This window comes from Parabacteroides caecihominis (assembly GCF_023656785.1).
Lineage (GTDB): Bacteria > Bacteroidota > Bacteroidia > Bacteroidales > Tannerellaceae > Parabacteroides > Parabacteroides segnis.
In genome coordinates, this window is sequence record NZ_JAMOKS010000012.1 from 153745 (window position 1) to 176555 (window position 22811).

Genomic DNA, 22811 nt, shown 5'->3' on the forward strand with positions numbered 1-22811 from the left:
CAACCGAATAGCAAAGTTTGTACGAAATACCTTTTATTTCTCACGAACCACAGAAAAATGACTAAAAAAAAGGAACGTTTTAGCTAGTCATTAACATTTGAAGACGTTCTCAAACTGAACTATTACGAACATTAGTATTAATATTAAATTTAGAATTATGAACAAAAAGTTTTCTACTCTTGTAGGATGTCTTTTGCTGGGAACTGCGTTCTCAGTAAATGCACAAGATCTTCCTAAATGGTATAAAGCCTCTCAAGCCGATTTTGCATGGCCTGAGACTGCTGATTTTGCCGTTAAAGGAAAGGTTCCAGGTTTTAGTTTGAATAAGGATAACGTTACAGCTGCCGGAACTGATCGTTATAAATTCAGTAACAACTTGAACAGCCTTGTTCCTGGTATTTCTGTAGCATTTGATACAGATGATAAAAATGGGGCACCTACAGCTAATGTTGTTGCCGGTACAAAATTGGCAGAAGGTGCAGCAGGTTGGGAAAAGATTACACCTGTCTACGGTTCTTTTGATGGTGGTTTGGGTATTATTCCTGGCATGCAGAACAGGGGGGAAGTTTTTCTGACTCTTAACACACAAGGATTGTCTAACCCGACAAGTATTGAATTTGATATTTATGCTGCTAAAGTTAATGAAGGTAAGACTCCCAACCGTAATATTAAATGGGCAATTACGGCTAAGTCTTATGCTTTGGATGGCGCGGGTGATGCAGCAGATCTGAATATTGCAGCTGTAACAGCTTCCGGACAACAGCTTGATGCAACAGAGTCTATAGAATATACAGCAGACAATGCTGGTATTTTGGCTGGCTCTAAATATACCATCCGTTTGAATGAAAATGCAAATGGCGGTAAAAATAGTTTGGCTAATAAAGTAATTGTATTCCAAATTACTAATGCAAAAGCATCGGAAGCTGACGATAATGAAGCACAGGATAAAAACGAACCTGTTACAGTTATCAAAGGTTTGAACTTTACTTATCAACGTCCTGAAGTTCTTTTCTCTACAACTGGAAAAATCGACGAATTTGTGACCCCGGCTATTTATACAGAGGAGGCCAATGCAGGTGCTGGTTATGAAGTATCTAATAAATTGTATACTCGTATCGAGTATTTCAACCCGGCTGAAGATATAGACCTTACTGCAGCTAATTTGGATTTAGATGTATTATCTGTTTATAAGTTGTCGGTAGCTTATCCGTTTGAATTGAACACAGATAAATTGGCAGATTTTATTTTGGATTCAGATGTTCCTGATGTTCTGAAAGAAGGCTCTGTCGCTACTTATTGGATCAAAATTGATAATACAAAACTAACAGCTGGTGGTGCCACTGACGGTTTGTTCACTCTGGATAAAACATTTGACGGAAAGAATGGTAACAAGAAATATATAACTGCTACATTCGATTTCAAATTTGCTCCGAAGCAGGTAAAAGATTTCGATGCATCTAAATATATCAATGCTGAAATTGTAGCACGTGATGCTTCTTTGGCTGAAGCTCAGTTGGATGGTACTTCTGTTCCTTCATTTATCATTAAACCTTCAACAATGGCATTTGATGAATATAACCAGACAAAAGAAGCTGGGTTGGAAGTGAAGAACCTACCTAAATATACAAATGATGTGGATTGGATCGCTAACTTAACAAAAAATAGCGAAAAACCATTACAGCCAAAATGTGAAGCCGTTGGTTACTATGCTTATGATAAGGATGGTAAATTGATCGATATAAATAATGATGGAAAGTCTGATGCAAAGGATTTTGTAAAAAATGACCAGTTTGACGAAACATTCCTGACTAATTCCGGAAATTTGAATACTGAAAAGTATAAGACAATTACGCTTGCCGTTAAATACGAAAGAGGAAACGTTTCAACTGATCTTGAACAATCTGTTGATTTCCAGGAAGTATTTGGTTTGAACAGAGCCTTGAAATTTGAAGGTAATATCGATGCAAATGATTATACAGGTAAAGATCTGGCTGAAAAGAAATTAGGTGCTATTTATCCGAATGACCTGAACGTAACCGGTAATAATCAGTACGTATGGTTTACTTATGGATCTAACGGTTCAGTTGCAGAAGCTATGCAATTGCCTGACGGTGAAGTATTGAACGACGGTGATTTGAAAGGACATTACCAACGTTATTTCTATGCTCCGTTTGAGGCTAATGCCCCTGAAAGTGCACGTACTTCACGTGTTGATACTATTTTCATTCATGCTAGTGAATTGGTGCCGATTGTTGATAATAAAGCTATTGTGAAGTTTGCTATTGATCAGAAAGGCGGCGACAAAGCTTCTAACGACTTCCGTTATAAAGCTGCTGATTCTTACGGAGTTGATGTTGCTTACTTCAAGAACCCTGTTACCGGTGCCAAGATTGCTGCCAATGAAAACTTCCGTGGCGGTGCTTACACCGATACTTTGTATTTTGAAATAGACCTGAATAATGTAGCTATGGTTAAGGCTGTCAAAGAAAAAGGTCTTGAAATCAATATGAAGTATATCGCAGACACTGAAGACTGGGTAGGAACTGATTACAACGGTGGTGAACAACAGATATTTAAAATTATCACAGCCGATACAAAAGGACATAATGTATTACCAGTTAAGGGTATAACAGATCGTGGTGTCGTTACAAATATTTACGCTCAGAACTATAAGGATTGGTATAAGTTCCAGAAATGGGAAGACAAATCAGGTAGTGATGAGATTTATGATGAACAGTTCCCGAACGATTTTGGAACTTCTTATATCAATACCTGTATTAATGGGGACAGTACTTCATTTGTTATTGCCGGTATTAATGTGATCGATACGGTTAAGATTTCTACTAAATCAAATCAGGATGCATCATTTGTTTATACACAGGATGAAGCTTCTGTTGCCTATGGTACATTGAAAGTAGATAATAAAAAACATTTATTGACTATTGTACCTAACGAATACGGTGAAATCTATGCAAAGATCAATGTGAAATTTGCTCCTACAGATAATAATAAAGCTATTGATACATTGATTTATGAACCTAGACATAAAGCTGAAGTCTTGAGGAAGTTCGTTTATGAAGATTTGAAATTCGGTATTGGAAAACGTAGCGCTCATAAAGATACGAAATTCTATGGTATGGGTGATTTGATCTACCTGGTTAAGGATACCCTTTTCAACACACGTGATGTGATGGGGGCTAAAATTAAGGTAAGTGATAAATATCAAGGAAATCTTGGAGATGATGTAGAGAAGGTAAGCGATTTCGAATCCAACCTGTTCTATGCCGCTGGTTATACTTATCAGGCAGATTCTTTGTATTCTGTTGTTCATGGTGATGCTAAGAAACCGGTTCTGTTGTTTACTGATGAAAATGGTGCAGTTATCAATACGGCCAAGAAGCCAATGCAAATGGGTGAGATCGTGTTTGGTACGACTGGAGAAAAAACAATTAATATTGTAGGTCGTGAACTTCCGTTTGAAGATCTTGTTTGGCCGGTAGATGAAGCAAATAGTTCGACTATCTTCTTTACAAATAGCAATAAGGATATTTATCCTGTAAAAGATGCTAAATACCGTATCAAAGATTTGATGACTGTTCTTGGTGGCGATGTAACTGTTCCTGTTACAATCAAAGCGAAGCCGTCTGTAACTGCTCCTTGTGATACATTAACATCGCTGACTGTGAACGTTCCGGTGCTTTGTTCTGTAGACAGCACAATCAATGTTTCATTCCAAACTGTATTAGTCGGTCCGGAGCTGAACGCATTCAAACCTGGCGATATTCAGGGTGATCGTGCTAATCTGACATGGAAACCTGGATTTAAACAGGGTGAAGTTGAACATGAAGTTGTTGTTGGGCTTGTTAAGTATAATAAGAAATCTTCTTCTATCTTTATCTCTGAAGTGTATGCTGATAATGGAATTCTGGCTGTTGAATTATTCAATGGTACGGCAACAAAATTGAATAAAGATATATTTGATATCGCTTCTCCTAACTATTATCTGGTTCTCGAAGAATCTGGTAAAGTAGTTGAGACCAGACCGATTGTTTCGCAATATGATATTGTTGAACCTTACGGGGCAATAGCAGAATGGTTTACTCATGACTTTAAGTCTAATACACTATATACTGTTACTTTGAAACAAGGTAATGTTGCAATGGATCAATTCCAGTTCTCAACATCTGCAACTCATATGGGTAGACGTGATGATCTGATCGCAGCAGGTCAGGAAGTAACAGAGACGACCGACCCTTACAGACAAGGTAAATATGACCAGGCACAGTGGACTAATACAAATATCTGGAATATGGGACTTGAATGGGGACGCGTTGGTTTTGCAGAAGAAGTAGCTTATACTGACTCTCCTAAACATGAAACAGCATTTATTTCTTCATGGGATCTGGCAAAATCAAGTATGTCTGGCCTTTATGATGGTACTTTAATTAAAGGACTTCATAACAATGTAACTTATGACGTTTGGGTAACACCGGCATTGACAGCAGGTATGGATTGTGTTGGTCGTGTAATCCCGACGAAAGGTATAATTGCTACCAGTGACTCTAAACTGAATGGTGGTAATGTAATCGCTGATATCACATTTGACGTTCCGACTGCAAACGAAGACATCAACTCTAATGTAACAGCTGTAACCGTCATCGGTGATAACGGAAAGGTTATTATCCGTAATGCAGCAGGTAAATCAGTATCTGTTTGTGATGTGTTAGGAAAGCAAATTGTTAAAACAGTGATTTCTTCTAACGAAGTTGAATTTAACGCTCCGAAGGGTGTTGTGATTGTGGCTGTCGATGGTGAGTCTGCTATTAAAGCAATTGTAAAATAAGAATAATCGAAAATTAAAGGGTGGGATTACTGCCCTTTAAATAAGGTATTATTTATAATCAAATAAGTAAACTACGTGGTGAAAGAAGATGAATAAACTGTGTTCTTTTTCGCTAATTATCCCGTGAGGGTGAACAGGTAGTTTATAATACTAAAGTAATAAAATAAAGTTCTTCTGCCAGTACCTTTGTGAAGAGAGAAAACAGACACAAGACAAGCCCCGTTGGTTTTAAGCCGGCGGGGCTTCGTGTTAAATAATAATAAATAGTTTGAATTCACATGTTGTAGAACAGAAACAAACGGGAACTATTATGTAACTTTGCACCGTTTTTAGCGCAGATTATGCAGAAAAACAGATGTAACTCGTTGGTTATACGGAAATAATGCGTATCTTTGCAGCCTGAAATAGAAAAAAGAGATAAATAAAATTATAACACATTCAAAGTTTAAAAAAGAAAAGAAATGCCTACAATTCAGCAATTAGTTAGAAAAGGAAGGGAAACTTTGGTGGTAAAAGGTAAATCACCTGCATTGGATGCTTGTCCTCAGAGACGTGGCGTTTGTGTACGTGTTTATACTACAACCCCGAAAAAGCCTAACTCTGCAATGCGTAAAGTAGCGAGAGTTCGTTTGACAAATGGTAAAGAAGTAAACTCTTACATTCCGGGAGAAGGACACAACTTGCAGGAACACTCAATCGTATTAGTACGTGGTGGTCGTGTGAAGGACCTTCCTGGTGTACGTTATCACATTGTACGTGGTACCTTGGATACAGCTGGCGTTAATGGTCGTACTCAGCGTCGTTCTAAATACGGTGCAAAACGTCCAAAAGCGGGTGCTGCTCCAGCAAAAGGAAAGAAGTAAAAATCACCCTTTCAAACTGAGAATTTAAATTTAAGTATTAAAGCTGGTTTGAGTTATTTGGATAGGCTACAAGGTTGAGTAAATGGTTCAGCGGAACCGTTGAAGACAAAATTAAAAGGCAACCAAAGACAAAAACGAAATTTTTGAAAACAAAATGAGAAAAGCAAAACCAAAGAAAAGACAGATCCTCCCGGATCCTGTTTTCGGTGATGTAAAGGTTACGAGATTCGTAAACCATTTAATGTATGATGGCAAGAAAAATACTGCCTTCGAAATTTTCTATTCCGCTCTGGAAAACGTTAAGGCTAAATTGCCTAACGAAGAAAAGTCTGCTCTCGAAATTTGGAAAGCTGCACTCGACAATATTACCCCTCAAGTCGAAGTGAAGTCACGCCGTGTTGGTGGTGCTACTTTCCAGGTACCTACTGAAATTCGCCCCGATCGTAAAGAATCAATTTCTATGAAGAACCTTATTATCTTCTCACGCAAGAGAGGTGGTAAGACTATGTCTGATAAGTTGTCTGCAGAGATTGTAGATGCTTTCAACAACCAGGGTGGCGCATTCAAAAGAAAAGAAGATATGCATCGTATGGCTGAAGCTAACCGTGCATTCGCACACTTCAGATTTTAATTTAGCAAATTTAGGAGAATAAAAGAAAGATGGCAACAAAAGCTGACGAACAATTAAAATATACCAGAAACATCGGTATCATGGCGCACATCGATGCGGGAAAGACTACGACTTCTGAGCGTATCCTTTTCTACACAGGTCTGACTCACAAAATTGGTGAGGTTCACGACGGTGCTGCAACAATGGACTGGATGGAGCAGGAGCAGGAACGTGGTATCACTATCACTTCTGCTGCGACTACTACTTTCTGGAATTACGATAATGACAAATATAAAATCAACTTGATTGACACCCCGGGACACGTGGACTTTACTGTTGAAGTAGAACGTTCACTGCGTATTCTGGATGGTGCCGTTGCTGCATTCTGTGCTGTTGGTGGTGTTGAACCCCAGTCAGAAACAGTTTGGCGTCAGGCTGACAAATATAATGTACCCAGAATTGGTTATGTAAATAAAATGGACCGTTCCGGCGCAAACTTCTTTGAAGTAGTTCGTCAGGTGAAGGCTGTATTGGGTGCTAATCCTTGTCCTATTCAGATACCTATCGGTGCAGAGGAAACTTTCAAAGGTGTAGTTGACTTGGTAACAATGAAGGCTATCTTTTGGCATGACGAAACTATGGGTGCTGAATATTCTGTTGAAGAAATTCCGGCAGACCTGAAGGATGAAGCTGAAGAATGGAGAGACAAGATGTTGGAAGTTCTGGCTGAATGCGACGATGCTTTGATGGAAAAATACTTTGATGATCCTGCAACTATTACAGAAGATGAAATCAGAGTGGCTATCCGTAAAGGTACTATCGCTATGCAGATCAATCCGATGATCTGTGGTTCTTCTTTCAAGAACAAAGGTGTTCAAACTTTATTGAACGCTGTTTGTGCTTATCTGCCTAGCCCTGCTGATACAGAAGCTATCGAAGGTACAGATCCTCGTGATCCGGATACAGTAATCATACGTAAACCGTTGTTCGAAGAACCGTTGACTGCACTGGCATTTAAGATCGCAACCGACCCGTATGTAGGCCGTTTGTGCTTCTTCCGTGTATATTCTGGTTCTCTGCCTGCTGGTTCTTATGTATATAATACTCGTTCAGGCAAGAAAGAACGTATTTCTCGTCTGTTCCAGATGCACTCAAACAAGCAGAATCCGATGGAAGCTATCGGTTGTGGTGATATCGGTGCAGGTGTTGGTTTCAAAGATATCCGTACTGGTGATACTCTTTGTGACGAAGCACATCCGATTACACTGGAATCTATGGAATTCCCGGATCCGGTTATCGGTATCGCAGTAGAGCCTAAAACTCAGAAAGACCTGGATAAACTGGGTATGGGATTGGCTAAGCTGGCTGAAGAAGATCCTACATTCCGTGTTCAGACTAACGAAGAAACAGGTCAGACTGTAATTAGCGGTATGGGTGAGCTTCACCTGGATATCATTGTTGACCGTCTGCGTCGTGAATTCAAGGTTGAATGTAATCAGGGTAAACCTCAGGTTACTTATAAAGAAGCTATCACTAAGTCTGTTGAACTTCGCGAAGTTTATAAGAAACAGTCTGGTGGTCGTGGTAAGTTTGCTGATATCATCGTTCGTATCGAACCGGCTGCTGCCGACTTCGAAGGAACACTTCAGTTTGTAGACGAAGTGAAGGGCGGTAACATTCCTAAGGAATTTATTCCTTCAGTACAGAAAGGTTTCGAAAAAGCAATGAAGAACGGTATTCTTGCCGGTTATCCGTTGGATAAACTGAAAGTTACATTGATCGATGGTTCATTCCACCCGGTTGACTCTGACCAGTTGTCATTCGAAATCTGTGCTATCCAAGCATTCAAGAGTGCATCAGAAAAGGCAGGTCCTGCTTTGATGGAACCGATCATGCAGATGGAAGTTGTTACTCCTGAAGAAAGCATGGGTGATGTTATCGGTGACTTGAACAAACGTCGTGGTCAGGTAGAAGGCATGGAAACAAGCCGTACTGGTGCACGTGTTGTTAAAGCTAAGGTGCCTCTGGCAGAAACATTCGGTTATGTTACTGCACTGCGTACTATCACTTCAGGTCGTGCAACATCTTCAATGCAGTTCTCTCACTATGCTCAGGTATCCTCTTCTATTGCTAAGCAGGTACTGACAGAAGTACAGGGTCGTGCTGATTTGATCAAATAATTTAGAAACATATATAACAATATGAGCCAAAAGATCAGAATTAAATTAAAGTCTTACGATTATTCTCTGGTAGACAAGTCTGCCGAGAAGATCGTGAAGACGGTAAAGGCTACAGGTGCTGTTGTTAGCGGACCGATTCCTCTGCCTACACACAAGCGTATCTTTACTGTGAACCGCTCAACTTTCGTTAATAAGAAATCTCGTGAGCAGTTCGAACTGTCATCTTACAAAAGATTGATAGACATTTACAGCTCAACTGCAAAAACAGTTGACGCCTTGATGAAGCTGGAATTACCCAGCGGTGTTGAAGTAGAAATTAAAGTGTGAGTTATTTAAAAATTAAGTGAAATGCCAGGATTATTAGGAAAAAAAATCGGAATGACATCCGTTTTCAGTGCCGAGGGAAAAAATCTTCCATGCACTGTTATCGAAGTGGGTCCTTGTGTTGTTACACAGATTAAGACTTTGGAGAATGATGGCTATGAAGCTGTACAGTTGGGTTTCGAAGACAAAAAAGAGAAACATACAACTCAGCCGGAAATGGGCCACTTCAAGAAAGCCGGTGTAACTCCCAAGAGATACTTGGCCGAGTTCAAGAATTTTGAAACTGCATACAATCTGGGTGATGTGATCACTGTGGATTATCTGGAAAATGCAGGTTTCGTTGATGTAGTTGGTACATCAAAAGGTAAAGGTTTCCAGGGTGTAGTAAAACGTCATGGTTTCGGTGGTGTAGGTCAGACTACTCACGGTCAGCATAACCGTTTGCGTGCTCCCGGTGGTATCGGTGCTTGTTCATACCCTGCAAAGGTATTCAAGGGCATGCGTATGGCCGGACAGATGGGTAATGAACGTGTAACAGTTCAGAACCTGGAAGTGATCAAGGTAATGCCGGAACATAATCTTTTATTGGTTAAAGGATCTGTTCCAGGAGCAAAAGGTTCAATCGTATTAATTGAAAAGTAATGGAACTGAGCGTATTTAATATTAAAGGTGAAGATACCGGAAGAAAGGTAACTTTAAACGATGCTATCTTCGGCATTGAACCCAATGATCATGCCATTTACCTGGATGTAAAGCAGTATTTGGCAAACCAGCGTCAGGGTACTCACAAATCGAAAGAAAGAAGTGAGATCTCTGGTAGTACACGCAAACTGATCCGTCAGAAAGGTGGTGGTGGAGCCCGTCGTGGTGATATCAACTCTCCTGTATTGGTTGGTGGTGCTCGCGTTTTCGGTCCGAAACCGAGAGATTATGAGTTCAAATTGAACAAGAAGGTAAAGGGTCTGGCTCGTAAGTCTGCATTGGCTTATAAAGCTAAAAATAATGCAATTGTAGTTGTAGAAGATTTCGCTCTGGAAGCTCCGAAAACTAAAGAATTTGTAACAATTGCTAAAAACCTGAAAGTGGCTGATAAAAAGTTACTTATGGTTTTACCGGAGAAAAATAATTTTGTATATTTGTCGGCTCGTAATTTAGAAAAGACAAATGTTATAACAGCCTCTGAATTAAACACATACAAAGTGCTTGATGCAGCTAATTTGGTTTTGACTGAAAGCTCTGTTGCTGTTATAGAAAAACTTTTTAATGCATAAGGAGTAAGGAAATGGGAATTATTATTAAACCTATAGTAACAGAGAAGCAAACAGCGATTACTGAAAAAATGGCTAATCGCTATGGTTTTCGTGTTTCTCCTGATGCCAACAAGTTGGAGATCAAAAAAGCTGTACAGGATATGTATAATGTAACTGTAGTTGATGTTAACACCATCAACTACTCCGGCAAGCAGAAAAGCCGTTATACAAAATCAGGTATTATCAATGGTAAACAGGCAGCTTTTAAGAAGGCAATCGTAACGTTGAAAGAAGGAGAAACAATTGATTTCTTTAGTAATATCTAAAAAAAGAAATGGGAATACGTAAATTAAAGCCCACAACACCGGGGCAGAGACACAAAGTTATTGGTGCATTTGATAAAATCACTGCAAGTACACCAGAGAAGTCTCTTGTGGTAGGTAAGAGCAGTACTGGTGGTCGTAACAACACAGGTAAGATGACAATGCGTTATCTTGGTGGCGGTCACAAACAAAAGTACAGAATTATCGATTTCAAGAGAAATAAAGATGGCATTCCTGCAACAGTAAAGTCTATCGAGTACGATCCAAACCGTACTTCTCGTATCGCTTTATTGTATTATGCTGACGGAGCAAAGAGCTATATTATCGCTCCGAACGGCTTGGAAGTTGGCCAGACAGTGGTTTCAGGTAGCGATGCCGCTCCTGAGGTAGGTAATACTTTGCCTATGGCAAATATTCCCGTTGGTACTATTATTCATAATATTGAGCTTCGTCCCGGACAGGGTGCCAAAATGGTACGTTCTGCTGGTGCTTTTGCTCAGTTGACTTCTAAAGAAGGTGCTTATGCAATTATTAAGATGCCTTCTGGCGAAACCAGAAAGATTCTTGCTGCATGTAAGGCTACAATTGGTAGTGTAGGTAATTCAGACCATGGTCTTGAAAAATCAGGTAAAGCCGGTCGCTCTAGATGGTTAGGTCGTCGTCCTCACAACCGTGGTGTTGTTATGAACCCGGTTGATCACCCAATGGGTGGTGGTGAAGGTCGTGCTTCCGGAGGTCATCCAAGATCTCGTACAGGCTTGTATGCTAAGGGCTTGAAGACAAGAGCTCCGAAGAAGCATTCTTCAAAGTATATTATTGAAAGAAGAAAGAAATAATCTGATTAATTAAGTAAACTATGAGTCGTTCACTAAAAAAAGGCCCGTATATTAACGTAAAGCTGGAAAAGAAAGTCTTGACTATGAATGAGTCAGGAAAGAAAGCCGTAGTTAAGACATGGGCAAGAGCTTCAATGATTTCGCCTGACTTTGTAGGCCATACTATTGCAGTTCACAATGGAAATAAATTTATTCCTGTTTTTGTAACCGAAAATATGGTAGGTCACAAGTTGGGAGAATTTTCACCAACTCGTACGTTCCGTGGTCACGCCGGTAACAAGAAAAAATAATTATCGGTAGTAACAGGAATTCAGGAATCTGAAAATAAAAAGAATCAATAAAAATGGGTGCTAGAAAAAGAATATCAGCTGAAGCAAGAAAAGAAGCCCAAAAGACCATGTACTTCGCAAAGTTGCGTAACGTACCTACTTCTCCGCGTAAGATGCGTCTCGTTGTAGACATGATCCGTGGTATGGAAGTATTCCGTGCACTTGGTGTTTTGAAGTTTTCTAACAAGGAAGCTGCAGCAAGAGTAGAAAAATTGCTTCGTTCAGCAATTGCCAATTGGGAGCAGAAAAATGAACGTAAAGCAGAAACTGGTGAGTTGTTTGTTTCTTCAATCAGCGTAGATTGCGCTACAACATTGAAGAGAATGCGTCCGGCTCCCCAGGGTAGAGGATACAGAGTTCGTAAACGTTCGAACCATGTAACCTTGTTTGTTGATACACTTAGTAAAAACGATAGTCAAAATTAATTGTAGATGGGACAAAAAGTTAATCCGGTTAGTAATCGTTTAGGAATCATCCGTGGTTGGGATTCCAATTGGTATGGCGGCAAAAATTACGGAGATACTTTGCTGGAAGATAGCAAGATCCGTAAATACTTGAATGCTCGTCTTGCTAAAGCTAGTGTATCTCGTATCGTTATTGAACGTACGCTTAAGTTGATCACAATAACAGTTTGCACATCACGTCCGGGCATCATCATCGGTAAAGGTGGTCAGGAAGTTGATAAATTGAAAGAAGAGTTGAAAAAAATTACCGACAAAGAAGTTCAGATCAACATCTTTGAGGTAAAAAGACCCGAATTAGACGCAGTCATTGTTGCAAACAATATTGCTCGTCAACTTGAAGGAAAAATTGCTTACCGTCGTGCTATTAAGATGGCTATCGCCTCTACCATGAGAATGGGTGCAGAAGGTATTAAAGTGCAAGTATCTGGTCGTTTGAACGGTGCTGAAATGGCTCGTTCTGAAATGTACAAAGAAGGAAGAACTCCGTTACACACTCTGAGAGCAGATATCGATTACGCTTTGGCTGAAGCGTTGACGAAAGTTGGCTTGCTGGGTATCAAGGTATGGATCTGCCGTGGTGAAGTTTATGGTAAGAGAGATCTTGCTCCTTCATTCACAGCCTCTAAAGATTCAGGCCGCAGAAATGACAATGCCGGTGGCAACAGAGGAGATAAGAACTTCAAGAGAAAAAAAGCTAATCGTTAAACGTTAGAATTAAGAAGAGATGTTACAACCAAAGAAAACCAAGTTCAGAAGACAGCAGAAAGGTCGCATGAAGGGTGAAGCTCAACGTGGCAACCAGCTGGCATTCGGTTCGTTCGGTATAAAAGCGTTAGAGAATAAATGGATTACCGGTCGCCAGATTGAAGCTGCCCGTATCGCGGTAACTCGTTATATGCAACGTCAGGGTCAGGTTTGGGTTCGGATTTTCCCGGATAAACCTATTACAAAGAAACCGGCCGAAGTACGTATGGGTAAAGGTAAAGGTAACCCGGAAGGCTTTGTTGCGCCTGTTACTCCAGGTCGTCTGATTTTCGAAATTGAAGGTGTTCCCTTTGATATTGCGAAAGAAGCTTTGCGCTTAGCAGCACAGAAGCTTCCGGTAACAACGAAATTTGTTGTGAGACGTGATTATGATATGGCTAATCAAAATGCGTAATTGTTATGAAGATTGCAGAAATTAGAGAATTAAGCACAAAAGAATTGCTTGAAAGAGTAGATGCTGAGGTTGCTGCCTACGATCAGAAGGTTATTAACCACACTATCTCTCCGACAGACAACCCTGCACAGATTAAACAACAACGCAGGATGATTGCGCGCATGAGAACAGAATTGCGCCAGAGAGAACTTAACAACAAATAATTGAGCCTGATGGAAACTAGAAATTTAAGAAAAGAAAGAACGGGCGTGGTTACTAGCAACAAGATGGATAAAAGCATCACTGTTGCTATTAAATGGAAGGAAAAGCACCCCATTTATGGTAAGTTCGTTAACAAAACGAAGAAATATCATGCTCACGACGAAAAGAATGAGTGCAATATCGGTGATACCGTAAAAATTATGGAAACTCGTCCTTTGAGCAAAACAAAGAGATGGAGATTAGTTCAAATAATCGAAAGAGCTAAGTAACATGATACAACAAGAATCAAGACTAGTAGTAGCAGATAACAGTGGCGCAAAAGAATGTTTATGTATCCGTGTATTAGGCGGAACCAGAAAACGTTACGCTTCTGTTGGGGATGTAATTGTAGTAGCAATTAAGAGTGTAATCCCGTCAAGTGATGTGAAGAAGGGTGCTGTTTCTAAGGCTATCATTGTTCGCACTAAAAAGGAAATCCGTCGCCCGGATGGTTCATACATCCGTTTCGATGATAACGCTTGCGTATTGTTGAATGCCGGTGGTGATATTCGTGGAAGCCGTATCTTCGGTCCGGTTGCCAGAGAACTTCGTGCAACAAATATGAAAATTGTTTCACTTGCACCTGAAGTACTTTAATTCGTAAAATTTAAGGTAATGAGTAAATTACATATCAAAAAAGGCGATATTGTTTTTGTTAATGCCGGCGAAGACAAAGGTAAAACAGGCCGTGTTTTACAGGTGCTCGTAGACGAGAACCGTGCTATTGTTGAAGGTGTTAATATGGTATCAAAGCATACCAAGCCTAATGCAAAGAATCCGCAAGGAGGAATTGAAAAGAAGGAAGCTCCTATTCATATTTCAAACCTGAACGTGGTTGACCCGAAATCAGGAAAACCGACACGTATCGGACGTAAAGAAAATGCAGAAGGTGCTTTAGTTCGTTATTCTAAAAAATCTGGGGAGGAAATTAAGTAATGAGCAATACTGCCAGTCTTAAAAAAGAATATCAGGACAGAATTGTTCCTGCTTTGACAAAAGAGTTCGGATATAAATCTGTAATGCAGGTACCCGTATTGAAGAAGATTGTAATCAATCAAGGTTTGGGTATGGCTGCTGCCGACAAGAAGATCATCGATATCGCAATCAGCGAATTGTCTACAATTACTGGTCAAAAGGCCGTTGCGACAGTATCTAAAAAGGATATCTCAAACTTTAAGTTGCGTAAAAAAATGCCTATCGGCGTGATGGTAACATTGCGTCGTGAGCAGATGTACGAATTTTTGGAAAGATTAGTTCGTATCGCTCTTCCGCGTATTCGTGACTTTAAAGGTATTGAAAGTAAGTTAGATGGTAGAGGTAATTATACCATGGGTATTCAGGAACAAATTATTTTTCCTGAAATAAATATCGATAATATTACTAAAATATTAGGAATGAATATTACCTTTGTGACCTCTGCGAAAACAGATGAAGAAGGGTATGCTCTGTTGAGAGAATTTGGGTTGCCTTTTAAAAATGCAAAAAAAGACTAAGTTATGGCTAAGGAATCAATGAAAGCCCGCGAGGTTAAAAGAGCAAAACTAGTAGCTAAATACGCCGCTAAAAGAGCTGAACTGAAAGCTGCTGGTGACTACGAAGCTTTGCAGGCTTTACCTAAAAATGCTTCTCCTGTACGTTTGCACAACCGTTGCAAAATTACAGGTCGTCCGAAAGGGTATGTACGCCAGTTCGGCATTTCACGTATTCAATTCCGTGAAATGGCATCCAATGGTTTAATCCCGGGTGTAAAGAAAGCAAGTTGGTAAGTTTTTTTATTTAAATATTGTCCGGGTGGCCGGATCAATTTAATTCATTTATATATGACAGATCCTATTGCAGATTATTTGACAAGATTGCGTAATGCAATTAAAGCGAAGCACAGAGTTGTTGAAGTGCCGGCGTCAAATTTAAAGAAAGAGATCACTAAGATCCTTTTCGAAAAGGGCTACATCCTTAATTTTAAGTTTGTAGAAGAAGGTCCTCAGGGAACAATCAAGATTGCCTTGAAGTATGACCTGGTAAACAAAGTGAATGCAATCAAGAAACTTGAGAGAGTTTCTACTCCAGGTTTGCGTAAGTACACTGGTTACAAAGAAATGCCGAGAGTATTGAATGGTTTAGGTATTGCCGTTCTTTCGACTTCTAAGGGTGTGATGACAGACAAAGAAGCCCGCGATCTGAAGATCGGTGGTGAAGTATTATGTTATGTTTATTAATTAGGAGGAAAGAAGAATGTCAAGAATAGGAAAATTACCAATTCATGTGCCGGCCGGTGTAACGGTTACGATTAAGGATAGCGTGGTGACTGTAAAAGGTCCTAAGGGCGAAATGACTCAGGCTGTTAATCCTGATATTAATGTAACTCTGGAAGATGGAGTTATTCATTTAGCAAGACCGACAGATGATAAGAACCATCGTGCATTACATGGTTTGTATCGTTCTCTGATCAACAATATGGTGATCGGTGTATCTGAAGGATACAAAAAAGAACTGGAACTTGTCGGTGTTGGTTACCGTGTTACTAACACAGGACAGCTGTTGGATCTTTCTTTAGGTTATACTCACAACATCTATTTGCAGTTACCTAAAGAGGTGAAGGTTGAAACGAAGACTGAGAGAAATAAGAATCCTCTTATTATCCTTGAATCAGCTGATAAACAATTACTGGGTCAGATTTGTGCTAAGATTCGTTCATTCAGAATGCCGGAACCGTATAAAGGTAAAGGTATTAAGTTTGTGGGTGAAGAAATTCGCAGAAAGTCTGGTAAATCAGCAGGTAAGTAATCTACGTAAACTGAAATTATCATGACAACGAAGGAAGAAAGAAGATTAAAAATAAAACGAGGAATACGTGGCAAAGTTTCAGGAACAACTGAATGTCCACGCCTTACTGTGTTTAGAAGCAACAAGCAGATCTATGCACAGGTTATAGATGATACTACAGGTAAAACTTTGGCTGCTGCTTCATCTTTGAAATTAGATGTTAAGGCTCCCAAAAAAGAAATCGCTGCCAAGGTTGGTGAATTGATCGCTAAAGGCGCTCAGGAAGCTGGCGTTCAGGCTGTTGTTTTCGACCGTAATGGTTATCTGTATCACGGTAGAATTAAAGAATTAGCAGATGCTGCACGTAACGGCGGCCTTAAATTTTAATGAAGATGGCAGGAGTTAATAATAGAGTTAAATCGACCAACGACTTAGAGTTGAAGGACAGATTAGTTGCAATCAACCGCGTAACTAAAGTAACGAAAGGTGGACGTACTTTTAGTTTTGCTGCTATTGTCGTAGTAGGAAACGAAGACGGTATCATCGGTTGGGGCTTAGGTAAAGCTGGTGAAGTAACGACAGCTATCGCTAAAGGTGTAGAAGCTGCTAAAAAGAATTTGATCAAGGTTCCTGTTCATAAAGGTACTATTCCTCACGAACAGCTTGCTAAATTCGGTGGCGCACAGGTGCTGATCAGACCGGCATCTCATGGTACTGGTGTAAAAGCCGGTGGTGCTATGCGTGCTGTATTGGAGAGTGTTGGTATTACTGACGTTTTGGCTAAATCAAAAGGATCATCAAACCCTCACAACTTGGTAAAAGCTACTATTGCTGCGCTGGGTGAATTGAGAAGTCCGTTTATTGTAGCTCAGAACAGAGGTGTATCTGTAGAAAAAGTGTTTAGAGGTTAATTAGGGAGGAAAAATTATGGCAACTATTAAAATTAAACAAGTTAAGAGTAGAATTAAGTGCCCGAAAGACCAAAAAAGAACACTTGATGCACTGGGCCTGACAAAGTTGAACCGTGTAGTAGAGCATGAAGCTACTCCGGCTATTTTAGGCATGGTTGAGAAAGTGAAACATTTGGTTTCAGTAGAAAAGTAATAATTGGTTGAAAAAATAAATTATAAGATATGAACTTATCAAATTTAAAACCTGCTGAAGGATCTACTAAGACCAGAAAAAGAATCGGCCGTGGTCCGGGTTCAGGATTAGGAGGAACTTCAACAAGAGGTCATAAAGGAGCAAAGTCAAGATCTGGTTATTCAAAAAAGATCGGATTTGAAGGCGGTCAGATGCCTATTCAGAGACGTTTGCCTAAATTTGGTTTCAAGAATATTAATCGTGTTGAATATAAAGCTATCAATATCGCTACATTACAGTTAATGGCTGAATCTCAGAACTTAACTAAAATAGGTGTTAACGAATTGATCGAAGCTGGTTTTATTTCATCATCTCAAATGGTTAAGATTCTTGGTAATGGTAGCCTGACTGTTAAATTAGAAGTTGAAGCTCACGCTTTCTCTAAAAGTGCAGAAGCAGCTATCCAGGCCGTAGGTGGAACTGTTGTTAAACTCTAAGTCATGAGAGCAGTTGAAACAATAAAAAATATCTGGAAGATTGAGGATCTGAGAAATCGGATCCTCACCACTCTTTTATTGGTGGCTATATATCGCTTCGGAACGTATGTAGTACTTCCTGGTATTGATCCTCAAGCGTTAACCGCTTTACAGGCGCAGACAAGAGGCGGATTGCTTGCACTGTTGGATATGTTTTCAGGTGGTGCATTCTCTAATGCTTCTATTTTTGCATTGGGTATTATGCCTTATATTTCCGCTTCAATTGTTATGCAGTTGTTAGCCATTGCAGTTCCTTCTTTCCAGAAATTGCAGAGAGAAGGGGAGAGTGGTCGTAGAAAGATCAATCAATGGACTCGCTACCTTACAGTAGCTATCCTGTTATTCCAGGGACCGACATATCTGGTGAACTTAAGTGTTCAGTTGAAGGCCGCTGGTGCAGCTTTACCTCCGGGTATTCTGTTTACTGTATCTTCTACTATTATTCTGGCTGCAGGAAGTATGTTTATCTTATGGCTAGGTGAAAGAATTACAGATAAAGGTGTTGGAAATGGTATTTCATTTATCATTTTGATTGGTATCATAGCCCGTCTGCCGCATTCATTGTTCCAGGAATTTATTTCAAGAACAAGTGAAAAAACTGGTGGTCTGGTTATGTTCTTGTTTGAAATGCTGTTTCTTTTACTTGTTATTGCCGGTGCTATTTTATTGGTTCAGGGAACTCGTAAAGTACCCGTACAGTACGCTAAGAGAATTATAGGTAACAAACAATATGGTGGCGCTCGTCAGTATATTCCTTTAAAAGTGAATGCTGCTAACGTAATGCCTATCATCTTTGCCCAGGCAATTATGTTTATTCCTATTTCTATTGTAGGATTTTCTAGTACTGGTGATCAGAGTGGTTTTTGGGCTGCATTTATGGATAATACCGGTTTCTGGTATAATTTTGTCTTTGCAGTATTGATTATCCTCTTTACTTATTTCTATACAGCTATCACGATCAATCCGACCCAGATGGCTGATGATTTGAAGAGAAACAATGGATTTATTCCGGGTGTTAAACCGGGAAAAAGTACCAAAGACTATCTGGATACAATCATGGACCGCATTACTCTTCCGGGTGCATTCTTCTTGGCATTGGTAGCTATTATGCCTGCTTTTGCAAGAATCGCTGGTGTGAGTATGGAGTTCTCTCAGTTCTTTGGAGGAACATCTTTGTTGATTTTGGTTGGTGTAGTGTTGGATACATTGCAGCAAGTAGAAAGTCATTTGTTGATGCGTCATTATGACGGTTTGTTGAAGTCAGGAAGAATTAAAGGCCGTACAGGCTCAGTTGCCGCTTATTAATAGGATGATCTATTTAAAAACAGATGAAGAAATCGAGTTGATGCGTTCGGCCAATCAATTGGTAGGTCGGACACTGGGAGAATTGGCAAAGCATATTGCTCCCGGGGTTACAACTCTTCAACTCGACAAGATTGCTGAAGAATTCATTAGGGATAATGGAGCAGTTCCAGCTTTTTTAGGGTATGGTGGTTTTCCCAATTCAATATGTGCTTCTGTAAATGAGCAGGTAGTACATGGTATTCCTTCCTCAAAAGCAGTTTTAAAAGAAGGCGATGTCATATCTGTTGACTGTGGTACAATATTGAATGGTTTTGTTGGTGATTCAGCCTATACTTTTTGTGTAGGTGAAGTGGCACTGGAAGTGAAGAATTTGTTGAAGACGACAAAGGAATCTCTTTATCAAGGTATTCAACAAGCTGTAGAAGGAAAACGAGTAGGAGATGTTAGTCATGCGGTGCAGACATACTGTGAATCGAAAGGTTACTCTGTTGTAAGGGAACTGGTGGGACATGGTATCGGACGCAAGATGCATGAAGAACCTGAAGTACCCAATTATGGAAGATATGGTTGCGGACCTTTATTGCGTAGTGGCATGTGCATCTGCATTGAACCTATGATCAATATGGGAAGCAAAAATGTCGTTTTTGAAAAGGACGGTTGGACAGTGCGTACAAAGGACAGAAAATGTTCAGCTCACTTTGAACATTGTATAGCGATACGACCCGATGGTCCTCAGATTTTATCTTCATTTGAATTTGTAGAAGAAGTTCTAGGAAGTAACGCAATTTAATTTGATTTATATGGCTAAACAAGCAGCTATTGAACAAGATGGAGTTATAGTGGAAGCATTGTCTAATGCAATGTTTCGTGTAGAATTAGAGAACGGACATGAAATTACTGCCCACATATCAGGAAAGATGCGTATGCATTATATTAAAATTCTTCCTGGTGATAAGGTCAGAGTAGAAATGTCTCCGTATGATTTATCAAAAGGTAGAATTGCTTTTAGATATAAATAAAAATAACTAGATATGAAAGTAAGAGCATCTTTAAAGAAGCGTACACCTGAATGTAAGATTGTAAGAAGAAAGGGTCGCTTATACGTAATTAACAAGAAAAACCCTAAGTATAAACAACGTCAGGGATAATTTATTATTTTTGCAAAATAATTAAGTAAGTAATATGGCTATAAGAATAGTTGGTGTAGACTTGCCACAAAATAAAAGAGGAGAAATCGCTTTGACTTATATCTACGGTATCGGTCGGAGTGCTTCAAAATCTATTTTAGAGAAAGCAGGCGTTGATCGTGATATCAAAGTAAAAGACTGGACAGATGATCAAGCTGCAAAAGTACGTGAAGTCATTGGCGCTGAGTACAAGGTAGAGGGTGATCTTCGTTCTGAAGTTCAACTTAACATCAAGCGTCTGATGGATATCGGATGTTATAGAGGTGTACGTCACCGTATTGGTTTGCCTTTGAGAGGCCAGAGCACAAAAAATAATGCTCGTACTCGTAAGGGTAAGAAGAAAACTGTTGCAAATAAGAAAAAAGCTACTAAATAATAAGAGTTGATATGGCAAAAAAAACAGTCGCAGCAAAGAAGAGAAACGTAAAAGTTGACGCTTACGGTCAAGCTCATATTCATTCTTCTTTCAATAACATTATTGTGTCTCTTGCCAACAGCGAAGGTCAGGTAATCAGTTGGTCTTCTGCAGGTAAGATGGGATTCAGAAGTTCTAAAAAGAACACTCCGTATGCCGCTCAGATGGCAGCACAAGATTGTGCTAAGGTAGCTTATGATCTTGGTTTGAGAAAAGTAAAAGTATTCGTAAAAGGACCGGGTAACGGACGTGAGTCTGCTATCAGAACTATCCACGGTGCCGGAATCGAAGTAACTGAAATCGTAGACGTTACTCCGCTGCCTCACAATGGTTGTCGTCCTCCGAAAAAGAGAAGAGTATAATTAACTATAGTTTCTTGAACATTGAATCCGGAATTGTGAATAGATTGCATAAAGACCTTATCCTCTCTGTAATCGCGGCTGCACGGTTCCAGATTCAGACAGAAAAATTAAAACAATAAAAAAATGGCAAGATATACTGGACCAAAAACAAGAATTGCCCGTAAGTTTGGTGAGGCTATATTCGGACCGGATAAAGTTCTTTCTAAAAAGAATTATCCTCCCGGACAACATGGTAACGCCAGAAAAAGAAAAACTTCTGAATACGGAATTCAGCTTCGCGAGAAGCAAAAAGCTAAATACACTTATGGTGTATTGGAAAAACAATTTAGAAACCTGTTCGACAAAGCGCAGCGTTCAAAAGGTATTACCGGTGAAGTTCTGCTTCAGTTACTGGAAGGTCGTTTGGACAATGTAGTTTATCGTTTGGGTATGGCTCCTACAAGAGCTGCTGCTCGTCAGTTGGTTTCTCACCGTCACATTACAGTTGATGGTAAGGTTGTAAACATTCCTTCTTACTCTTTGAAAGCCGGTCAGATCGTTGGTGTTAGAGAGAAATCCAAGTCTCTGGAAGTGATTGCTGATGCATTGTCAGGATTCAACCACAGCAAATATCCTTGGATTGAGTGGGATCAGTCTTCTTTAAGCGGAAAATTACTGCATCTGCCGGAAAGAACTGACATTCCTGAAAACATTAAAGAGCAGTTGATCGTAGAATTGTATTCTAAATAATAATTGATTTCCATGGCGATATTAGCATTTCAAAAACCCGATAAAGTATTAATGTTGGAAGCGGACAATTTCTCAGGAAAGTTTGAATTTCGTCCGTTGGAACCCGGCTACGGTATTACTATAGGTAATGCTCTGCGCCGTATTCTCCTGTCGTCGCTTGAAGGTTTTGCTATTACATCCATTAAGATCGAAGGTGTAGACCATGAATTTGGTACAATCCCCGGTGTTATTGAAGATGTAACAAACATTATCTTGAACTTGAAACAGGTACGGTTCAAGCATATTGTAGACGACATAGAGAATGAAAAAGTAAGTATTACTGTTTCGGGTTCGGAAGTGTTCAAAGCCGGTGATATAGGTAAACAACTAACCGGATTCGAAGTATTGAATCCTGAGTTGGCTATTTGCCGTTTAGATCCGAACGCTGGTTTCCAGATTGAATTAACAATAAATAAAGGACGCGGATATGTTCCCGCTGACGAAAACAGAGATCCGAATGCAGATGTTCATACGATTGCTATCGACTCTATTTTTACTCCAATACGCAATGTTAAGTATCTGATCGAGAACTTCCGCGTTGAGCAGAAAACGGACTACGAAAAGTTGGTTCTTGAAATAGCCACAGATGGTTCTATTCATCCGAAGGAAGCGTTGAAAGAAGCTGCTAAGATTCTGATACATCATTTTATGTTGTTCTCAGATGAAAAGATTGCGATCGAGACAGTAGATACTGACGGCAATGAAGAATTCGATGAAGAAGTTCTTCACATGCGCCAGCTGCTTAAGAGCAAGCTAGCAGATATGGACCTTTCCGTTCGTGCTTTGAATTGCTTGAAAGCTGCAGATGTTGAAACATTGGGTGAACTGGTTAAATTCAACAAGAATGATTTGTTGAAATTCCGTAACTTCGGTAAGAAGTCGCTCACTGAACTTGATGAACTGCTTGAAAGCCTGAACCTTTCATTCGGTATGGATATCACGAAATATAAATTAGATAAAGAGTAAGTAAA

The 22811-nt window shown here is 39.7% G+C and carries 33 protein-coding genes; all 33 read left to right on the top strand.

The genetic code is table 11. From position 1 onward, the window contains the following. Positions 1 to 157 precede the first annotated feature (157 nt). The 33 genes from NBH14_RS12170 (at position 158) to NBH14_RS12330 (ending at position 22806) form a co-directional block, all read left to right on the top strand. Positions 158 to 4843, top strand: coding sequence for a DUF6383 domain-containing protein (locus NBH14_RS12170; RefSeq protein ID WP_186959405.1), 4686 nt, complete (start codon positions 158 to 160; stop codon positions 4841 to 4843). Positions 4844 to 5304: 461 nt separating this feature from the next. Further along, positions 5305 to 5706 carry a 30S ribosomal protein S12 gene (gene rpsL / locus NBH14_RS12175; RefSeq protein WP_009859549.1) on the top strand — a complete coding sequence of 134 codons (402 nt, stop codon included), beginning with the start codon at positions 5305 to 5307 and terminating at the stop codon, positions 5704 to 5706. Between the two features lie 154 nt (positions 5707 to 5860). Then, positions 5861 to 6337, top strand: a complete 477-nt coding sequence (rpsG, locus tag NBH14_RS12180; RefSeq protein WP_028730651.1) for a 30S ribosomal protein S7 — start codon at positions 5861 to 5863, stop codon at positions 6335 to 6337. Positions 6338 to 6366: 29 nt separating this feature from the next. Then, positions 6367 to 8496 (top strand): elongation factor G, encoded by a 2130-nt coding sequence (fusA, locus tag NBH14_RS12185; protein ID WP_186959404.1) that lies wholly within the window; start codon positions 6367 to 6369, stop codon positions 8494 to 8496. A 21-nt stretch (positions 8497 to 8517) separates the two neighbouring features. Beyond that, a complete protein-coding gene (gene rpsJ / locus NBH14_RS12190; protein WP_005634728.1) occupies positions 8518 to 8823 on the top strand; it encodes a 30S ribosomal protein S10 in 306 nt (101 codons plus the stop codon). Positions 8824 to 8844: 21 nt separating this feature from the next. Continuing rightward, positions 8845 to 9462 (top strand): 50S ribosomal protein L3, encoded by a 618-nt coding sequence (gene rplC / locus NBH14_RS12195; RefSeq protein ID WP_186959403.1) that lies wholly within the window; start codon positions 8845 to 8847, stop codon positions 9460 to 9462. After that, positions 9462 to 10091, top strand: a complete 630-nt coding sequence (gene rplD / locus NBH14_RS12200; protein WP_009859545.1) for a 50S ribosomal protein L4 — start codon at positions 9462 to 9464, stop codon at positions 10089 to 10091. Before rplC ends, rplD begins: the two co-directional genes overlap by 1 nt. A gap of 11 nt (positions 10092 to 10102) precedes the next feature. Continuing rightward, entirely contained in the window at positions 10103 to 10396 is a 294-nt protein-coding gene (gene rplW, locus NBH14_RS12205; protein WP_009859544.1) for a 50S ribosomal protein L23, read from the top strand. An 8-nt stretch (positions 10397 to 10404) separates the two neighbouring features. Then, a complete protein-coding gene (rplB, locus tag NBH14_RS12210) occupies positions 10405 to 11229 on the top strand; it encodes a 50S ribosomal protein L2 (protein WP_009859543.1) in 825 nt (274 codons plus the stop codon). Between the two features lie 20 nt (positions 11230 to 11249). Continuing rightward, positions 11250 to 11519, top strand: a complete 270-nt coding sequence (gene rpsS / locus NBH14_RS12215; RefSeq protein ID WP_122357134.1) for a 30S ribosomal protein S19 — start codon at positions 11250 to 11252, stop codon at positions 11517 to 11519. Positions 11520 to 11572: 53 nt separating this feature from the next. Further along, a complete protein-coding gene (gene rplV, locus NBH14_RS12220) occupies positions 11573 to 11983 on the top strand; it encodes a 50S ribosomal protein L22 (RefSeq protein WP_046146310.1) in 411 nt (136 codons plus the stop codon). Between the two features lie 6 nt (positions 11984 to 11989). Next, entirely contained in the window at positions 11990 to 12727 is a 738-nt protein-coding gene (rpsC, locus tag NBH14_RS12225; RefSeq protein ID WP_009859541.1) for a 30S ribosomal protein S3, read from the top strand. A gap of 19 nt (positions 12728 to 12746) precedes the next feature. Continuing rightward, complete coding sequence (gene rplP / locus NBH14_RS12230; RefSeq protein WP_005634742.1) at positions 12747 to 13181, top strand: 50S ribosomal protein L16; 435 nt, start codon at positions 12747 to 12749, stop codon at positions 13179 to 13181. Between the two features lie 5 nt (positions 13182 to 13186). Then, the gene (rpmC, locus tag NBH14_RS12235; protein WP_009859540.1) at positions 13187 to 13384 is read left to right on the top strand and encodes a 50S ribosomal protein L29; all 198 of its coding nucleotides are present in this window, start codon (positions 13187 to 13189) and stop codon (positions 13382 to 13384) included. A 9-nt stretch (positions 13385 to 13393) separates the two neighbouring features. Then, positions 13394 to 13651, top strand: a complete 258-nt coding sequence (rpsQ, locus tag NBH14_RS12240; protein WP_009859539.1) for a 30S ribosomal protein S17 — start codon at positions 13394 to 13396, stop codon at positions 13649 to 13651. Position 13652: 1 nt separating this feature from the next. Continuing rightward, positions 13653 to 14018 carry a 50S ribosomal protein L14 gene (gene rplN, locus NBH14_RS12245; protein ID WP_010800553.1) on the top strand — a complete coding sequence of 122 codons (366 nt, stop codon included), beginning with the start codon at positions 13653 to 13655 and terminating at the stop codon, positions 14016 to 14018. Between the two features lie 18 nt (positions 14019 to 14036). Next, positions 14037 to 14357: a 50S ribosomal protein L24 gene (gene rplX / locus NBH14_RS12250; protein WP_009859538.1), complete on the top strand. Its 321-nt coding sequence runs from the start codon at positions 14037 to 14039 to the stop codon at positions 14355 to 14357. Continuing rightward, positions 14357 to 14914, top strand: coding sequence for a 50S ribosomal protein L5 (gene rplE, locus NBH14_RS12255; protein WP_010800552.1), 558 nt, complete (start codon positions 14357 to 14359; stop codon positions 14912 to 14914). Before rplX ends, rplE begins: the two co-directional genes overlap by 1 nt. Before the next feature lie 3 nt (positions 14915 to 14917). Beyond that, positions 14918 to 15187 (top strand): 30S ribosomal protein S14, encoded by a 270-nt coding sequence (gene rpsN, locus NBH14_RS12260; protein ID WP_009859536.1) that lies wholly within the window; start codon positions 14918 to 14920, stop codon positions 15185 to 15187. Positions 15188 to 15241: 54 nt separating this feature from the next. Continuing rightward, a complete protein-coding gene (gene rpsH / locus NBH14_RS12265; protein WP_009859535.1) occupies positions 15242 to 15637 on the top strand; it encodes a 30S ribosomal protein S8 in 396 nt (131 codons plus the stop codon). Between the two features lie 16 nt (positions 15638 to 15653). After that, positions 15654 to 16205 (top strand): 50S ribosomal protein L6, encoded by a 552-nt coding sequence (gene rplF, locus NBH14_RS12270; RefSeq protein ID WP_009859534.1) that lies wholly within the window; start codon positions 15654 to 15656, stop codon positions 16203 to 16205. Positions 16206 to 16226: 21 nt separating this feature from the next. Then, a complete protein-coding gene (rplR, locus tag NBH14_RS12275; protein WP_186959402.1) occupies positions 16227 to 16571 on the top strand; it encodes a 50S ribosomal protein L18 in 345 nt (114 codons plus the stop codon). A gap of 5 nt (positions 16572 to 16576) precedes the next feature. Further along, positions 16577 to 17095 carry a 30S ribosomal protein S5 gene (rpsE, locus tag NBH14_RS12280; protein WP_009859532.1) on the top strand — a complete coding sequence of 173 codons (519 nt, stop codon included), beginning with the start codon at positions 16577 to 16579 and terminating at the stop codon, positions 17093 to 17095. Between the two features lie 16 nt (positions 17096 to 17111). Further along, the gene (gene rpmD / locus NBH14_RS12285) at positions 17112 to 17288 is read left to right on the top strand and encodes a 50S ribosomal protein L30 (RefSeq protein WP_009859531.1); all 177 of its coding nucleotides are present in this window, start codon (positions 17112 to 17114) and stop codon (positions 17286 to 17288) included. Between the two features lie 29 nt (positions 17289 to 17317). Next, the gene (gene rplO, locus NBH14_RS12290) at positions 17318 to 17764 is read left to right on the top strand and encodes a 50S ribosomal protein L15 (protein WP_128133246.1); all 447 of its coding nucleotides are present in this window, start codon (positions 17318 to 17320) and stop codon (positions 17762 to 17764) included. 3 nt (positions 17765 to 17767) lie between these two features. Next, positions 17768 to 19108 carry a preprotein translocase subunit SecY gene (gene secY / locus NBH14_RS12295; protein WP_122357143.1) on the top strand — a complete coding sequence of 447 codons (1341 nt, stop codon included), beginning with the start codon at positions 17768 to 17770 and terminating at the stop codon, positions 19106 to 19108. Between the two features lie 4 nt (positions 19109 to 19112). Next, the gene (gene map / locus NBH14_RS12300) at positions 19113 to 19898 is read left to right on the top strand and encodes a type I methionyl aminopeptidase (protein WP_186959401.1); all 786 of its coding nucleotides are present in this window, start codon (positions 19113 to 19115) and stop codon (positions 19896 to 19898) included. Between the two features lie 10 nt (positions 19899 to 19908). Then, entirely contained in the window at positions 19909 to 20127 is a 219-nt protein-coding gene (gene infA / locus NBH14_RS12305) for a translation initiation factor IF-1 (RefSeq protein WP_009318521.1), read from the top strand. Positions 20128 to 20139: 12 nt separating this feature from the next. Continuing rightward, positions 20140 to 20256: a type B 50S ribosomal protein L36 gene (ykgO, locus tag NBH14_RS12310; RefSeq protein ID WP_005645768.1), complete on the top strand. Its 117-nt coding sequence runs from the start codon at positions 20140 to 20142 to the stop codon at positions 20254 to 20256. A gap of 34 nt (positions 20257 to 20290) precedes the next feature. Continuing rightward, positions 20291 to 20671 (top strand): 30S ribosomal protein S13, encoded by a 381-nt coding sequence (gene rpsM / locus NBH14_RS12315; protein ID WP_009859527.1) that lies wholly within the window; start codon positions 20291 to 20293, stop codon positions 20669 to 20671. 11 nt (positions 20672 to 20682) lie between these two features. After that, the gene (gene rpsK / locus NBH14_RS12320; RefSeq protein WP_005634781.1) at positions 20683 to 21072 is read left to right on the top strand and encodes a 30S ribosomal protein S11; all 390 of its coding nucleotides are present in this window, start codon (positions 20683 to 20685) and stop codon (positions 21070 to 21072) included. A 123-nt stretch (positions 21073 to 21195) separates the two neighbouring features. Beyond that, on the top strand, positions 21196 to 21801 hold the full coding sequence (gene rpsD, locus NBH14_RS12325; protein WP_186959400.1) for a 30S ribosomal protein S4: 606 nt from the start codon (positions 21196 to 21198) through the stop codon (positions 21799 to 21801). Positions 21802 to 21813: 12 nt separating this feature from the next. Further along, the gene (locus NBH14_RS12330; RefSeq protein WP_186959399.1) at positions 21814 to 22806 is read left to right on the top strand and encodes a DNA-directed RNA polymerase subunit alpha; all 993 of its coding nucleotides are present in this window, start codon (positions 21814 to 21816) and stop codon (positions 22804 to 22806) included. Positions 22807 to 22811 lie beyond the last annotated feature (5 nt).

Excerpts from the sequence above, each read along its gene's own strand:
- NBH14_RS12170 (WP_186959405.1), top strand. The coding sequence starts at position 158 with ATGAACAAAAAGTTTTCTACTCTTGTAGGATGTCTTTTGCTGGGAACT.
- rpsL (WP_009859549.1), top strand. The coding sequence starts at position 5,305 with ATGCCTACAATTCAGCAATTAGTTAGAAAAGGAAGGGAAACTTTGGTG.
- rpsG (WP_028730651.1), top strand. The coding sequence starts at position 5,861 with ATGAGAAAAGCAAAACCAAAGAAAAGACAGATCCTCCCGGATCCTGTT.
- fusA (WP_186959404.1), top strand. The coding sequence starts at position 6,367 with ATGGCAACAAAAGCTGACGAACAATTAAAATATACCAGAAACATCGGT.
- rpsJ (WP_005634728.1), top strand. The coding sequence starts at position 8,518 with ATGAGCCAAAAGATCAGAATTAAATTAAAGTCTTACGATTATTCTCTG.
- rplC (WP_186959403.1), top strand. The coding sequence starts at position 8,845 with ATGCCAGGATTATTAGGAAAAAAAATCGGAATGACATCCGTTTTCAGT.
- rplD (WP_009859545.1), top strand. The coding sequence starts at position 9,462 with ATGGAACTGAGCGTATTTAATATTAAAGGTGAAGATACCGGAAGAAAG.
- rplW (WP_009859544.1), top strand. The coding sequence starts at position 10,103 with ATGGGAATTATTATTAAACCTATAGTAACAGAGAAGCAAACAGCGATT.
- rplB (WP_009859543.1), top strand. The coding sequence starts at position 10,405 with ATGGGAATACGTAAATTAAAGCCCACAACACCGGGGCAGAGACACAAA.
- rpsS (WP_122357134.1), top strand. The coding sequence starts at position 11,250 with ATGAGTCGTTCACTAAAAAAAGGCCCGTATATTAACGTAAAGCTGGAA.
- rplV (WP_046146310.1), top strand. The coding sequence starts at position 11,573 with ATGGGTGCTAGAAAAAGAATATCAGCTGAAGCAAGAAAAGAAGCCCAA.
- rpsC (WP_009859541.1), top strand. The coding sequence starts at position 11,990 with ATGGGACAAAAAGTTAATCCGGTTAGTAATCGTTTAGGAATCATCCGT.
- rplP (WP_005634742.1), top strand. The coding sequence starts at position 12,747 with ATGTTACAACCAAAGAAAACCAAGTTCAGAAGACAGCAGAAAGGTCGC.
- rpmC (WP_009859540.1), top strand. The coding sequence starts at position 13,187 with ATGAAGATTGCAGAAATTAGAGAATTAAGCACAAAAGAATTGCTTGAA.
- rpsQ (WP_009859539.1), top strand. The coding sequence starts at position 13,394 with ATGGAAACTAGAAATTTAAGAAAAGAAAGAACGGGCGTGGTTACTAGC.
- rplN (WP_010800553.1), top strand. The coding sequence starts at position 13,653 with ATGATACAACAAGAATCAAGACTAGTAGTAGCAGATAACAGTGGCGCA.
- rplX (WP_009859538.1), top strand. The coding sequence starts at position 14,037 with ATGAGTAAATTACATATCAAAAAAGGCGATATTGTTTTTGTTAATGCC.
- rplE (WP_010800552.1), top strand. The coding sequence starts at position 14,357 with ATGAGCAATACTGCCAGTCTTAAAAAAGAATATCAGGACAGAATTGTT.
- rpsN (WP_009859536.1), top strand. The coding sequence starts at position 14,918 with ATGGCTAAGGAATCAATGAAAGCCCGCGAGGTTAAAAGAGCAAAACTA.
- rpsH (WP_009859535.1), top strand. The coding sequence starts at position 15,242 with ATGACAGATCCTATTGCAGATTATTTGACAAGATTGCGTAATGCAATT.
- rplF (WP_009859534.1), top strand. The coding sequence starts at position 15,654 with ATGTCAAGAATAGGAAAATTACCAATTCATGTGCCGGCCGGTGTAACG.
- rplR (WP_186959402.1), top strand. The coding sequence starts at position 16,227 with ATGACAACGAAGGAAGAAAGAAGATTAAAAATAAAACGAGGAATACGT.
- rpsE (WP_009859532.1), top strand. The coding sequence starts at position 16,577 with ATGGCAGGAGTTAATAATAGAGTTAAATCGACCAACGACTTAGAGTTG.
- rpmD (WP_009859531.1), top strand. The coding sequence starts at position 17,112 with ATGGCAACTATTAAAATTAAACAAGTTAAGAGTAGAATTAAGTGCCCG.
- rplO (WP_128133246.1), top strand. The coding sequence starts at position 17,318 with ATGAACTTATCAAATTTAAAACCTGCTGAAGGATCTACTAAGACCAGA.
- secY (WP_122357143.1), top strand. The coding sequence starts at position 17,768 with ATGAGAGCAGTTGAAACAATAAAAAATATCTGGAAGATTGAGGATCTG.
- map (WP_186959401.1), top strand. The coding sequence starts at position 19,113 with ATGATCTATTTAAAAACAGATGAAGAAATCGAGTTGATGCGTTCGGCC.
- infA (WP_009318521.1), top strand. The coding sequence starts at position 19,909 with ATGGCTAAACAAGCAGCTATTGAACAAGATGGAGTTATAGTGGAAGCA.
- ykgO (WP_005645768.1), top strand. The coding sequence starts at position 20,140 with ATGAAAGTAAGAGCATCTTTAAAGAAGCGTACACCTGAATGTAAGATT.
- rpsM (WP_009859527.1), top strand. The coding sequence starts at position 20,291 with ATGGCTATAAGAATAGTTGGTGTAGACTTGCCACAAAATAAAAGAGGA.
- rpsK (WP_005634781.1), top strand. The coding sequence starts at position 20,683 with ATGGCAAAAAAAACAGTCGCAGCAAAGAAGAGAAACGTAAAAGTTGAC.
- rpsD (WP_186959400.1), top strand. The coding sequence starts at position 21,196 with ATGGCAAGATATACTGGACCAAAAACAAGAATTGCCCGTAAGTTTGGT.
- NBH14_RS12330 (WP_186959399.1), top strand. The coding sequence starts at position 21,814 with ATGGCGATATTAGCATTTCAAAAACCCGATAAAGTATTAATGTTGGAA.